This window comes from Rhizobium rhododendri, assembly GCF_007000325.2.
Taxonomy (GTDB): domain Bacteria; phylum Pseudomonadota; class Alphaproteobacteria; order Rhizobiales; family Rhizobiaceae; genus Rhizobium; species Rhizobium rhododendri.
The window spans coordinates 2110848-2124111 of sequence record NZ_CP117267.1; the positions used below are offsets into that span (position 1 = coordinate 2110848).

General features: G+C 62.5%; 11 protein-coding genes. 6 read left to right on the plus strand and 5 right to left on the minus strand.

Annotated elements, in window-relative coordinates:
- Positions 1–14: 14 nt before the first annotated feature.
- The gene (locus tag PR018_RS10295; protein WP_142823616.1) at positions 15–1031 is read left to right on the plus strand and encodes a polysaccharide deacetylase family protein; all 1017 of its coding nucleotides are present in this window, start codon (positions 15–17) and stop codon (positions 1029–1031) included.
- Between the two features lie 74 nt (positions 1032–1105).
- Here PR018_RS10295 and sbmA read toward each other — a convergent pair whose 3' ends face one another.
- The 3 genes from sbmA to PR018_RS10310 all read right to left on the minus strand — a co-directional run bounded on the left by sbmA (position 1106) and on the right by PR018_RS10310 (position 3981).
- Entirely contained in the window at positions 1106–2371 is a 1266-nt protein-coding gene (gene sbmA, locus PR018_RS10300) for a peptide antibiotic transporter SbmA (RefSeq protein ID WP_142823407.1), read from the minus strand.
- Positions 2372–2609: 238 nt separating this feature from the next.
- Positions 2610–3362, minus strand: coding sequence for a type I methionyl aminopeptidase (gene map, locus PR018_RS10305; RefSeq protein ID WP_111222625.1), 753 nt, complete (start codon positions 3360–3362; stop codon positions 2610–2612).
- A 127-nt stretch (positions 3363–3489) separates the two neighbouring features.
- A complete protein-coding gene (locus PR018_RS10310) occupies positions 3490–3981 on the minus strand; it encodes an SRPBCC family protein (protein WP_142823408.1) in 492 nt (163 codons plus the stop codon).
- 152 nt (positions 3982–4133) lie between these two features.
- Between PR018_RS10310 and PR018_RS10315 the strand changes: the two genes are divergently transcribed.
- Complete coding sequence (locus PR018_RS10315; protein WP_142823409.1) at positions 4134–5342, plus strand: TIGR03862 family flavoprotein; 1209 nt, start codon at positions 4134–4136, stop codon at positions 5340–5342.
- 93 nt (positions 5343–5435) lie between these two features.
- Here the strand turns inward: PR018_RS10315 and glpK are convergent, their stop codons facing one another.
- Complete coding sequence (gene glpK, locus PR018_RS10320) at positions 5436–6929, minus strand: glycerol kinase GlpK (protein ID WP_142823410.1); 1494 nt, start codon at positions 6927–6929, stop codon at positions 5436–5438.
- A gap of 162 nt (positions 6930–7091) precedes the next feature.
- On the opposite strand from glpK, the gene PR018_RS10325 reads away from it, so the two are divergent.
- From PR018_RS10325 to xdhC, 4 genes are all read left to right on the plus strand, one after another.
- On the plus strand, positions 7092–7865 hold the full coding sequence (locus PR018_RS10325; RefSeq protein WP_142823411.1) for a 3-hydroxybutyrate dehydrogenase: 774 nt from the start codon (positions 7092–7094) through the stop codon (positions 7863–7865).
- 42 nt (positions 7866–7907) lie between these two features.
- Positions 7908–9374, plus strand: coding sequence for a xanthine dehydrogenase small subunit (gene xdhA, locus PR018_RS10330; protein WP_142823412.1), 1467 nt, complete (start codon positions 7908–7910; stop codon positions 9372–9374).
- Entirely contained in the window at positions 9374–11710 is a 2337-nt protein-coding gene (gene xdhB, locus PR018_RS10335) for a xanthine dehydrogenase molybdopterin binding subunit (RefSeq protein ID WP_142823413.1), read from the plus strand. The genes xdhA and xdhB overlap by 1 nt, the downstream gene beginning before the upstream one ends.
- Positions 11711–12254: 544 nt before the next feature.
- Positions 12255–13064 (plus strand): xanthine dehydrogenase accessory protein XdhC, encoded by an 810-nt coding sequence (gene xdhC / locus PR018_RS10340; RefSeq protein ID WP_374113749.1) that lies wholly within the window; start codon positions 12255–12257, stop codon positions 13062–13064.
- On the opposite strand, the gene PR018_RS10345 is transcribed toward xdhC, so the two are convergent.
- Positions 13040–13237 carry a hypothetical protein gene (locus tag PR018_RS10345; RefSeq protein ID WP_142823415.1) on the minus strand — a complete coding sequence of 66 codons (198 nt, stop codon included), beginning with the start codon at positions 13235–13237 and terminating at the stop codon, positions 13040–13042. The genes xdhC and PR018_RS10345 overlap by 25 nt on opposite strands.
- Positions 13238–13264 lie beyond the last annotated feature (27 nt).

The following is a 13264-nucleotide window of genomic DNA, read 5'->3' on the forward strand; positions in this document are numbered from 1 at the left end:
GCATTCCTCATCCAATGGCGTCCATCGAGCAAACTGACACGGTGCTTCTTTTGCGTTTCATCCCCGCCTCCGCCCTCGCCCTTTCCCTCGTGCTGCCGATAGCAGCCCAGGCAGACGAGAAACCGAAGCAGATCGTGCTGATTTCCTTTGACGGCGCCCATGACAACGCGCTCTGGACGAAGAGCCGAGACATGGCCCGGCGCAATGGCGCTCACTTCACCTATTTTCTCTCCTGCACCTTCCTGATGAACCGCGATCAGGCCAAGGCCTATCAGGGACCAGGGCATAGGCCTGGCAAGTCGAATGTCGGCTTTGCCCATAGCGACGAGGAAATCCGCACACGCATCGCCAACATCTGGGGCGCCCACCAGGAAGGCGCCGACATTTCCAGCCATGCCTGCGGCCATTTCGACGGCAAAGATTTCAGCAAGGCCGACTGGCTGCAGGAATTCAAGGCAGCACAGGTAGCGCTTCGCGATGCCTGGAAGAATTCCGGCGCCCCGACCGACGAACCTGAGGGCTGGGAGGACTTCGCCACCCACGACGTCAAGGGATTTCGCGCGCCCTATCTCTCCACCAGCGATGGCCTCGTTGCCGCCGAGAAGGAAATGGGCTTCGTCTACGACGCCAGCCTCGTCACCCGTGGACCCATGCTGCCGAAGACCGAAAATGGCCTGCCGCGTTTCGGACTGCCCCTCATCCCGGAGGGCCCGGACCATCATCTGGTGATCGGTATGGACTACAATCTCTATGTCCACCACTCGAAAGGCGTCGAGGACCCTGCCAATTCGAAAGCCTATGAGGACCGCAGCCTCAACGCCTACGAAGCCGCGTTCAAGACGCAATATGACGGCGACCGCATCCCCCTTCAACTCGGCTTCCATTTCGTCGAAATGAATGCCGGCGCCTACTGGCGAGCGCTCGACCGCTTCCTCGGCGACGTCTGCCAAAAACCGGACGTCGCCTGCATCAGCTACTCCGAAGCCCTGCCAATGATCGCCGCACGGGGCAAGACGGCGTCCGGGCTCTGAAACGTCGTACCGTTTGCAGACCCCACGAAAAAAGGCTCCGTCTCCGGAGCCTTTTTGCATTGTCGCTGGAATTCTCAGGTTTCCGGGTTCTCGCTTTGCGCCTGACGCTCCAGATAATGGCGATCAATCGCCGGCAATGGCTCGTCGTCGATGGCCGCCTCGAAGGACTTGAGGCGCTTGTGGATCGATAGCAGCTCGATGATCGTCGTCCAGGAGTTGACGAGATACTGGAAGGAATTGCTGACCTGTCCAAACGCTGTCGAGATCTGCTGGAAGATGCCGTAGGTGATGGTACCGGCCACAATCGTCGGCACGAGCATGAAGACCACGAACAGCGCGTCCGCCTGGACATAGAAATAGCGGGCGACGTTGAAGTACAGGTAGTGGAAATACATCCGGTAGTAATTGCGCCGAACGTTTCCGAACAACTCCGTCAGCGTTGCCGGCTGGGCGCGATCCGCATGGTCCTCGCCGTAGACGAGTTCCTTGCGATAGGCTGCCTCGACGCGCTGGTTGCGGAAGTTCAAGCCAGGCAGCTTGATGCCGGCGACAGCCAGCAGCACGGTCCCGAAGACAGACCAGAACAAGGCCAGCCAGAACAGCGAATTTGGCACTTTTCCGATAAATGGCAGATCGGTGACGTAGTTCGACAATGCGAGCAGGATAGGCAGGAACACCACCAGCGTCATGACGGAATTGATGAGCGTGATGCCGAGCCCTTCGAGCGTGCTCGAAAAGCGCATAGTGTCTTCCTGAACACGCTGCGATGCACCTTCGATGTGCCGCAATTTTTCCCACTTGGACGCATAGAAATTGTTCATCGCCGTGCGCCAGCGGAAAATGTAGTGGCTGGTGAAGAAGTCGGTGACGATCGAGACGAACATGCTGAGAAAGGCGATCTGCGCGAACACAATCATCAGGTCGTAGAAATTCTCGACTGATATACCGGGTTTCTTGGACAACGCATTCTGCAGGAGGTCCCCGAACGGCCGGCGCCAGTTATTGACGACGACGCTGATCTGGACGCCGAAATAAGTCACGAAGATGATCAGCGCAGAGCCCCAGACCGACCACAGCTTCCATGGGTGATTGATTGCCTTCAGATGCCAAAAACCACAGAAGATTATGCCCGAAAGGAAGAAGTAACCGTAGAACCAGAGATTCTCGCGCAGCAGGAAGAACGACAGGTCGATCGGCTGCTGATCTTCCGGAACGGGTCCGAAGCCTAACGTCACACCGAGATGCGCTGCGCCAAGATACCAGCCAAAGATGGCAACCAGCGTCCAGACGATGAGGGAGGTGAAGAACACCTTGGGCTGAGGAAAGAAGGAATGAAACACAGAGATCGCTTTCCTGAACGGGAAGATGGGAAGCATCAGCCGATGCTGATTTTGCGGGAACCTAAGGCAGTTCCAAAGCAGCGGCAACGCTCTTCCCGCTTTCTTACACATTTGTAACGGCTTGTTCCCAGGATATCATCCGATTGCTGAGCGCATCGGCGCCACGCACCGCCAGGAGGTTGCATCTGGCTTCGCGTGCCCGCGTCGCCGAGGCTGCGCGCCGATCAGGTCAGGCGCCTTATTCGTCCGCCAACGTCAAAATCACAGGCCCGTTTCGGGTGGCGATGACGGTGTGTTCGAACTGTACGGTAGGCGCGCGCGGATCGCTGTAAAGGGTCCAGGCATCGTCGCCGCCCTCGGCCCAGCTGGCGCCGAGCGACAGGAAAGGCTCGACGGTGAAGACCAGCCCGTCCTGCATGATCCGCGTCTCGCTCGGATCGGCCCAGGTCGACACCTCGGCCGGCTCCTCGTGCAGCGAGCGGCCGATGCCGTGGCTGGCCAGATTGGCGATCAGCGTGTAGCGGTGCTTTGCAGCAAAGGCGCCGACGGCCTTGCCGATCTGCAGGAAAGGCACGTCGCTGCGCACCTGGTTGAGGCCAACCCACAGCGCCCGCTTGCCATCGCGGCACAATCGCTCGATCTTCGGCTTGACCGGTGGCACCGTGAAGGATGCGCCCGTATCGGAAAAGAACCCGTCCTTTTCGGCCGACACATCCAGATTGACGAGATCGCCGGCCGCAATGACGCGCGGGCCCGGAATTCCGTGCGCCACTTCCTCGTTGACGCTGATGCATGTCGCGCCGGGAAAGCGATAGACGGTCTCGGGCGCCGACCGTGCACCGGCGTCTTCAAGCGCCTTGCGGCCGATAGCATCGAGCTCCAGCGTCGTGATCCCCGGCTCGAGAGCTGCAGCCATCACCTTCAGCGCATTTGCGCAGATACGGCCGATGTCCTTCATCTTGGTGAATTCGTCGTCGCTTGAAATGATCATCGAAACAGGATTCCGGCTCTAGCGGCCCTGTCGGGCCAAACGGATGGAGCGCTGGCTTTCGCGCCTCCTCGCTCGTCCGTCAATGCCTTTTTCCCTGTGCGCCCGTCATTTGCGGCCTATCCGGCGCTCAGAGCGTCCCCACCAGCGACGCCAGCTGGTCGGCGCACTGGCCCCAGCCCTCGTAAAAACCCATGTTCTCGTGCGTTTCGCGATCCTCTGCGCTCCAGTGCAGCGCCCGGGCGGTGTAGCGTGTCTGGCCGTTGCCGATGTCCTCGAACGTGACGATGGCGGTCATGAACGGCTTGGCCGAGGGTATCCAGGCGCTGGTGAAGGCGTCAGTGAAGACCAGCTTGCGGTTTTCGACGACATCCAGGTAGACGCCGCGGTTGGGATACTCCACGCCATCCGGCCCGAGCATCACGATGAAGCTGGTGCCGCCCGGACGCGGATCAAGCTCGGCAGTCGTGGTCCTGAACGGCAGCGGGGCAAACCACTGCTTCAGCAGTTCCGGCTCCGTCCATGCCCGGAACAGCTTGTCGGGCGTCGCTGCAATGACCCGCGTCAGCGACAACTCGTGACGGACGATATCGGCTTCGCGGACCGTATCTTCTTCGCTCATGGGACATTCCTCCTCGGTGATTGCCTGGACATATGCAGCAGCGGAAGTCTAGGACAAGTCCGGGATCTCGCCAATGGCTGCATGCCTGGACGCAGTGCTTGCACCTTTCCCCGTCAAGCGCGAGAAGAGGCAGAAATCCAATCGGTGAGACGATGACCAGAAAACAAATTGCCATCATAGGCGCCGGCCCCGCAGGTCTCATGGCCGCTGAGGTGCTGGCCAGTTCCGGCCACGCTGTCAACGTCTATGACAGCATGCCGACGGTCGCGCGCAAATTCCTGCTGGCCGGCAAGTCCGGCCTCAACATCACCCATTCAGAGGACCATGCCGCGTTTGCCAGCCGCTTCGGCAGTTCCAATCCCAGGCTTCGCCCTGCCCTCGACGCCTTTGGCTCGGATGCGGTGCGGCAATGGGCAGCAGATCTGGGCATTGAAACCTTCGTCGGCTCCTCCGGCCGCGTCTTTCCCCGCGCCATGAAAGCCTCGCCCCTGCTGCGCGCCTGGTTGAAGCGCCTGCAGGCCGCAGGCGTCACCATCCTTGCGCGACATCGCTGGATCGGCTTTGCCGATAACGGCCATGTTTTCGAGACGCCGGAGGGCAAACGCACGCTACCGTCAGATGCGACATTGCTGGCATTCGGCGGAGCCAGCTGGCCAAGGCTCGGCTCGGACGGCCAATGGACGACAGCGCTCGCAGACTCAGGCGTCGAGATAGCGCCGTTCCGCCCGGCAAACTGCGGCTTCGATGTCGAATGGAGCGAGGATATCGTCACCCGCTTTGCCGGCGCACCGCTGAAATCCGTGACGGCCACCTCGGATGCCGGCACGTCTCCGGGCGAATTCGTCATCGGCCGGCATGGCATAGAGGGTAGCCTCGTCTATGCCCATGCCGCAGCCCTTCGCGACCGTCTTGAGAGAACCGGCAGCGCCAGCCTCACGATCGACCTTGCACCGGGGCGAAATGCAAACCGGCTGGCAAAGGACCTGGCCCGCCAGGGCGCCAAAGCCAGCCTCTCCAATCGCCTGCGCAAGGCAGCAGGCATCGAGGGCGTCAAGACCGCGCTGCTGCGGGAATTCGTGCCCGCCGCCGATCTTGCCGATCCGGACCGTCTCCCCGGCTGGATCAAGGCGCTGCCGATCCCGGTTCTCCGGCCGAGGCCGATAGCCGAGGCGATCTCCTCTGCCGGCGGCATCGCCTGGGCTGCGATCGACGAGGGCTATATGCTGAAGGCCCGACCCGGGACCTTCGTCGCCGGCGAGATGATCGACTGGGAGGCGCCGACCGGCGGTTACCTGCTGACGGCGTGCTTTGCCACCGGCCGCGCCGCCGCTAACGGTCTGGATGCCTGGCTCAAGCGCTGAATGAAGCAGTTGAATCAGCCTTCCCGCCGAGTGACGCAAGCGATTAATACGATTCGGTTTTTCAGATCCTTCGGGCCGGAGATTCCGGCCTGACTACCCGCCGCTCAGGGTGCGCCGCACAGCGTCCTTCCAGCCCTTGAGCTTGACCGCGCGCGTCGCCTCGTCCATTTCGGGCACGAATTGCCGGTCGACGGCCCAGGCCTTGGCGAAGGCCTCGCGCTGTGGCCAGACGCCGGCGCGGCTGCCGGCAAGCCACGCGGCCCCGAGAGCCGTCGTCTCGAGAATCGTCGGGCGATCTACCGGCGCGTCGAGCAGATCGGCCAGCCGCTGCATGGTCCAGTCGGAAGCGACCATGCCGCCATCGACCCTGAGCACCGTCTCGTCCGCGCGCTTCTTCCAGTCCTTGTGCATGGCGTCGAGCAGGTCGCGTGTCTGGTAGCAGACTGCTTCCAATGCCGCATGGGCAAATTCCGCAGGGCCCGTGTTACGCGTCAGCCCGAATATCGCGCCGCGTGCATGGGCATCCCAGTGCGGCGCCCCGAGCCCGGTAAAGGCCGGCACGAGGTAGATATCCTGTCCGGGATCGGCCTTGGCCGCCAACCTGCCCGATTCCTCGGCCGAGCCGATCAGGCCCATGCCGTCCCGCAGCCACTGCACCGCAGCCCCTGCGATGAAGATCGAGCCTTCGAGCGCATAGGTGGTCTTGCCATCGAGACGGTAGGCGATGGTGGTGAGCAGCCGGTTCTTCGAGCGCACCCTGTCCGAGCCGGTGTTGAGCAAGGCGAAGCATCCGGTGCCATAGGTCGATTTCATCATGCCGGGCTCGAAGCAGGCTTGCCCGATCATGGCCGCATGCTGGTCGCCGGCAACGCCAAGAATGGGGACCGCCGCGCCGAAGATGTCGGGATCGGTGACGCCGAAATCGGCGGCGCAATCCTTGACTTCGGGCAGCATCGCCGCTGGCACGCGCAGGATGTCGAGCAGCTCCTCGTCCCACTCGTTGTCGGCAATGTTGAACATAAGGGTCCGAGACGCATTGGTGGCGTCGGTGACGAAATTTTTGCCCCCGGTCAGTCGCCAGATCAGGAACGTGTCGATCGTTCCGAAGCAGAGTTCGCCCCTTGCCGCCCGCGCACGGGCGCCTTTGACATTGGCCAGCATCCAGGAAAGCTTGGTCCCCGAAAAATACGGATCGAGCAGCAGGCCGGTGCGCTTCGTGAACAGTTTTTCCAGGTCCTGGCGTTTCAGCTTGTCGCAATAGGCCGCCGTCCGCCTGTCCTGCCAGACGATGGCGTTCTGGATCGGCTTGCCGGTGTCGCGCTCCCAGACGACAACCGTCTCGCGCTGGTTGGTAATGCCGATCGCGGCGATCTGCCCGGCCTCGATGCCGGCAGCGGCGATGGCATCGCGCACAGTCGAAAGCACGCTCTGCCAGATATCCTCCGGATCGTGCTCCACCCAGCCGGATTGCGGATAGATCTGCGGGAACTCCATCTGTCCGACGCCTGCCACCTTCATCTTGTCATCGAAGATGATCGCCCGCGCCGAGGTTGTTCCCTGGTCGATTGCCAGAATATAGCCGCTCATATGATGTCCGTCCTTCTCCCGAGACGACACCAATAGGACAGGCTCGCCCGTCTGAACAGAAAGCAAATGGTAAAATTATTGCCGCCGGCGGCAGGTTGTCAGTTGCAGGACTTTGGGACTAACCTCAAATTAAAGTAGCAACGCGCGGACAGAGAGCAGAGCATGGCCAGAACAGTCGTCGTCACCGGTTCCACCAGCGGCATAGGCCTTGCCATCGCCAGCGCCTTTGCCGGCAGGGGCGACAATGTCGTCATCAACGGCTTCGGCGAAGCTGACGAGATCGAGGCCATCCGCGCCAGCCTCGAGGTCTCCGGCGGCAGTGTCCTTTATCATCCGGCCGATATGACGAAGCCTGCCGAAATCGCCGACCTGATCGCCACCGCTGCGGCAGCCTTTGGCGGGATCGACGTGCTGGTCAACAATGCCGGCATCCAGCATGTCGCCCCGATCGAGGACTTCCCGATCGACCAATGGGACCGGATCATCGCCATCAACCTTTCCAGCGCCTTCCACACCATCAGGGCGGCAATTCCCTTCATGAAGGCCAGGCGCTACGGCCGGATCGTCAACATTGCCTCCGCCCATGCGCTGGTCGCCTCGCCTTTCAAAAGCGCCTATGTCGCCGCCAAGCACGGCATCCTCGGCCTCACCAAGACGGCGGCGCTGGAACTGGCCGAATTCGGGGTGACGGTGAATGCGATCTGTCCCGGCTACGTGCTCACCCCGCTGGTGGCGAGCCAGATCCCCGACACGGCAAAGGCGCGCGGCATGACGGAAGAACAGGTGAAGACCGAGGTGCTGCTCAAGGCCCAACCGACGCGCGAGTTCGTAAAGGCAGAGGAAATTGCCGCTTTGACGCTCTATCTGGCCAGCGACGAGGCGCGCCAGGTCACGGGAACGCACGTCTCGATTGACGGAGGATGGACTGCAGCCTAACCATGGCAGGTTGAAAGTTTATGACAAACGGCAAGAGGCTCCATGAACGACACGATCCGGTTCATCCTGAATGGCGAGGACATCGCCCTGTCGAGCCTGCGGCCGACGGAGACCCTGCTGGATTTCCTGCGCATCGGCAGGCACATGACCGGCACCAAAGAAGGATGCGCCGAGGGCGACTGCGGTGCCTGCACGGTTCTGGTCGGGAGGCTGATCGACGGCGGGCTGCATTACGAATCGGTCAACGCCTGCATCCGCTTTGTCGGCTCGCTGCACGGCACCCATGTCGTCACTATCGAGCATCTGGCCGCCCGCGACGGGACGCTGCATCCCGTCCAGCAGGCGATGGTCGACTGTCACGGCTCGCAATGCGGTTTCTGCACCCCCGGTTTCGTGATGTCGCTCTACGGCCTCTGGCTCGCCAACGAAAAGCCAGGCCGCGCCGCCATCGAGAAGGCCTTGCAGGGCAATCTCTGTCGTTGCACCGGCTACGAGCCGATCGTCAAGGCGGCCGAACAGGTGAGCCTGCTGCGCCCGAGCGCGCTGTTCGATCCTTTGCAAAAGACCCGAGCCGACATCATGGCACGGCTCTGGGCGCTGCAGAGCCGCGAGACGATCACCGTATCTTCGGGCGATGAGCGCGTGATCGTCCCCGGCTCCATGGACGATCTCGCCCGCATCCTGGCACAGGAGCCGGATGCCACCGTGGTTGCCGGCTCCACCGATGTCGGCCTTTGGGTCACCAAGCAGATGCGGGTACTGAACCCGGTGGTCTTCATCAATCATCTCACCGAAATGCAGTCGATCACCTCAGGTGACGGCGGCTTTACAATCGGCGCCGGCGTCACCTATACGCGCGCCTTCGAGACTATCGCCTCCCGCGTACCGACACTCGGCCGGCTGATCGACCGTATCGGTGGCGACCAGGTGCGCAATATGGGCACCATCGGCGGCAACATCGCCAACGGCTCGCCGATCGGCGACAGCCCGCCGCCGCTGATCGCTCTCGGCGCCACCGTCAAGCTGCGCTCCGCTGCAGGAACCCGCCAGTTGCGACTGGAAGACTTCTTCATCGCCTACGGCAAGCAGGACAGGCATCCGGACGAGTTCGTCGAGAGCATCTTCGTGCCCTACCCGGCCGACGATGCCAAATTCGCCGTCTACAAGATCACCAAGCGCCGCGACGAGGACATCACCGCCGTGCTCGGTGCCTTCTACCTGACGCTGGACGCTAACAACGACGTTCACGACATCCGCATCACCTTTGGCGGCATGGCCGGAACGCCGAAGCGGGCCCGCACCGTCGAGGCCGAACTGATCGGCAAACCCTGGACCGAGGCCACCGTCGAGGCGGCGCGTCCCGCCTTCGATGCCGACTTCCAGCCCTTGACCGACTGGCGCGCCACCGCCGAATACCGACAGCTGACGGCCAAGAACCTGCTGCTGCGCTTTTATCTTGAGACCACGGGCGAACCGCAGGAACTCAGGCGCTTCGAGGAGATGGCGTGATGGACAAATCCACATTCGAGAAGCGCAAGATCATCAACGGCGCCATGCACGCGTCGCTGAAGCATGATTCGGCTCACAAGCATGTCACCGGCGCTGCCGACTACATCGACGACATTCCGGAGCCCGCCAACCTCCTGCACGGGGCGCTGGGCCTGTCCGACCGGGCCCATGCGGAGATCGAGGGCATCGACCTTTCCGCCGTTGCCGCCGTCCCCGGCGTGATCTGGGTGATGACCGGCGCCGACGTGCCTGGGATTAACGACGTCAGTTCGAACGGCAAGCACGACGAGCCGCTGCTCGCCGAAACAAAGGTCGAGTTCCACGGCCAGCCAATCTTCGCCGTCATCGCCACGACGCGCGAGATTGCGCGCCGCGCCGCACGGCTGGCCAAGATCGACTATCGCGACCTGCCGCACTGGAGCGACATCGATGGCGCGCTGGCCAACGGCGGCCCCGTCGTCTACGAGCCGATGACCCTCAAGCGCGGCGAACCCGAGACCGAGATGGCAAAGGCACCGCAGCGGCTGAAGGGCCAGATGCGGATCGGTGGCCAGGAGCATTTCTATCTCGAAAGCCATATCGCTATGGCTATCCCCGGCGAGGACGACGAGGTGACCGTCTGGTCCTCGACCCAGCATCCGAGCGAAATCCAGCATATCGTCGGCCACGTCCTCAACATTCCGTCCAACGCCGTGACCGTCAACGTTCGCCGCATGGGCGGCGGCTTCGGCGGTAAGGAGACTCAAGGCAACCAGTTTGCAGCGCTCGCCGCCATCGCCGCGAAAAAACTCAACCGCGCCGTCAAGTTCCGCCCAGACCGCGACGAGGACATGATCGCCACCGGCAAGCGCCACGATTTCCTGGTCGATTACGAGGTCGGCTTCGACGAAGACGGCCGCATCCACGCGCTCGACGCCACCTTTGCGGCGCGCTGTGGCTTCTCCTCCGATCTCTCCGGCCCGGTCACCGACCGTGCTCTCTTCCATGCCGATTCCAGCTATTTCTACCCGCACGTCCATCTGGTCTCAAAGCCGCTGAAGACCCACACCGTCTCGAACACCGCCTTTCGCGGGTTCGGCGGGCCGCAGGGCATCGTCGGCGCCGAGCGCGTCATCGAGGAGATCGCCTATGCTGTTGGCAAGGATCCACTGGATATCCGCAAGCTGAATTTCTACGGTCAGCCAGGCTCCGGCCGGACGCTGACCCCCTATCACCAGGAGGTCGAGGACAACATCATCGGCCGTCTCGTCGACGAACTCGAAGCCTCCGCCGACTACCGGGGCCGTCGCCAGGCGATCGTCGAATTCAACCGCAGCAGCCGCTACATCCGCAAGGGCATCGCGCTGACGCCGGTGAAATTCGGGATTTCCTTCACGATGACCGCGTTCAACCAAGCCGGTGCGCTCGTGCATGTCTATCAGGATGGCTCGATCCACCTGAACCACGGCGGCACCGAGATGGGCCAGGGCCTCTATACCAAGGTGGCCCAGGTGCTGGCCGAGGCCTTCCAGGTCGACATCGAGCGGGTAAAGATCACCGCGACGACAACGGCCAAGGTGCCGAACACTTCGGCCACGGCCGCCTCTTCCGGTTCCGACCTCAACGGCATGGCGGCCTATGATGCAGCCCGGCAGATCAAGGAGCGGCTGGTCGCCTTTGCTGCCGCTAAGTGGAATGTCGAGCCGGCAGACGTCATATTCCTGCCGAACCGGGTTCGGGTCGGCGAGATCGAGATCCCCTTCCCCGATCTCATCAACCAGGCCTATTTCGCCCGCGTCCAGCTTTCCGCCGCCGGCTTCTACAAGACACCGAAAATCCACTGGGACCGCAAGGCAGGGCGTGGCACGCCGTTCTACTATTTCTCCTATGGTGCCGCCTGCTCGGAAGTCTCCATCGACACGCTGACCGGCGAATATCTGATCGACCGCACCGACATCCTCCACGATGTCGGCAGGTCGCTGAACCCGGCCATCGACATCGGCCAGATCGAAGGCGCCTTCGTGCAGGGCATGGGCTGGCTGACAACGGAAGAGTTATGGTGGGACGCCAAGGGCCGCCTGCGCACCCACGCGCCCTCGACCTACAAGATCCCGCTCGCGTCCGACCGGCCGAAAATCTTCAACGTCAAGCTCGCCGAATGGTCGGAAAATAGCGAGCCGACCATCGGCCGCTCAAAAGCCGTCGGCGAACCCCCCTTCGTGCTCGGCGTTTCCGTGCTCGAAGCCCTCTCCATGGCCATCGCCAGCGTCGCCGACTACCGCCTCTGCCCCAGACTCGACGCTCCCGCTACGCCCGAGCGGGTGCTGATGGCCGTAGAGCGGCTGAAAGGCCGATGAGGACGAACGACTTGCCGATATCCCGCCCCGGACCGCAACAACCGTGCCGGGAAGCCGAAGCCGCACCGAAAAACCCTCGGCAAATCAACACCTCCCCTCATTCCTGTGCTGGCAACAGGAATCCAGCCACGGCGCGTCTGCGCCGTGAGGGCACGCTTCCACTAGCAACAGAAGATCTTTCGCGCCCAAAGACTTGGGCGCACTGGATTCCTGTGACAGGCACAGGAATGAGGGTAGTGGGAGGCGCTTGTTCCCCTCTCTCCTTGTACGCCGGGGACGGCCGCATTGCACTTATTGTCCAGATCCGCCGCTTGCGCATCACACCGATAAATCTACGGCACACTCACCTCTTCACTCATTCCTGTGCTCGTCACAGGAATCCAGCCATGGCGCGTCTGCGCCGTGAGGGGATGCTCTTCCGGGCCACGATAAGCCCCCCGCGCCCAAAGACTTGGGCGCACTGGATTGCTGTGACTGGCACAGGAATGAGGGAGACCGGGGGGACTTCCTTGATGCTCTCCGTCTATCCGGAGGCCAGGCCATGATCCCCTCCCTTGCCGCCTTCCTCGCGCAAAATCCCGCTGCCGTCCTCATTGAGATCACCGGCACGCAAGGGTCTGTTCCGCGCGAGACGGGCACGTTCATGCTGGTTTCGCAACACGACATCTGGGGCACCATCGGTGGTGGGCAGTTTGAGTTTCTGGCGATTGCCAATGCGCGGGCGATGCTCGGCGGCGGTGGCATCGAGGTGATGGATATTCCGCTTGGCCCTGAGATCGGTCAGTGCTGCGGTGGCCGGACGCAGTTGCGCTGCCGTCTCGCCAGTGCAGAGACGATCGCGGACCTCCACAGGCGGCTGGATAGGGAGGCGGAAGCCTTCCCGCAAGTGACGCTTTTCGGCGCCGGCCATGTCGGGCGGGCGCTGACGGCGGCGCTGAAACCGTTGCCGGTCGCAACCCTCGTCGTCGAGACCCGCAGGGAAGAACTGGATGAGCTGCCCGATGGCACCGCGACACGGCTGCTCGCCATGCCGGAGGCGCTAGTTGCTGAGCTTCCACCCGGCAGCGTGGTGCTGATCCTCACGCATGACCACGCGCTCGATTTCCTGATCGCCCGGGAGGCTCTGGCACGAAGCGATCTGGCCTATGTGGGAATGATCGGATCGGCCACCAAGCGCGCCACCTTTGCCCATTGGCTGGCACGCGAAGGCGGCGACAAGTCCTCGCTCGGGCGCCTGACGCTGCCCATCGGCGGCGCCACCGTCAAGGACAAACGCCCCGAAGTCATCGCCGCCATGACCGCAGCCGAAATCCTGACCGCGCTCACCTCTTACCGCAGCCATGGGTCCCGATAGCGGGGATCGCGACCGTCGAGGAAACCGAGATCGCGCTTGACGCGGTCCGGCGTGGCATCGAGGTCTAGCTTCCCGCCAGCAGGCAACAGTCTGGTAAAAAAGTGCAGCAATTTTCCACGAATTGATATCCTCCGTCTTGCCATTCCAAGCGGCGAGACTGCATTGCAGGCCATGACTTCACCTTTGTTTAATTGATCTCA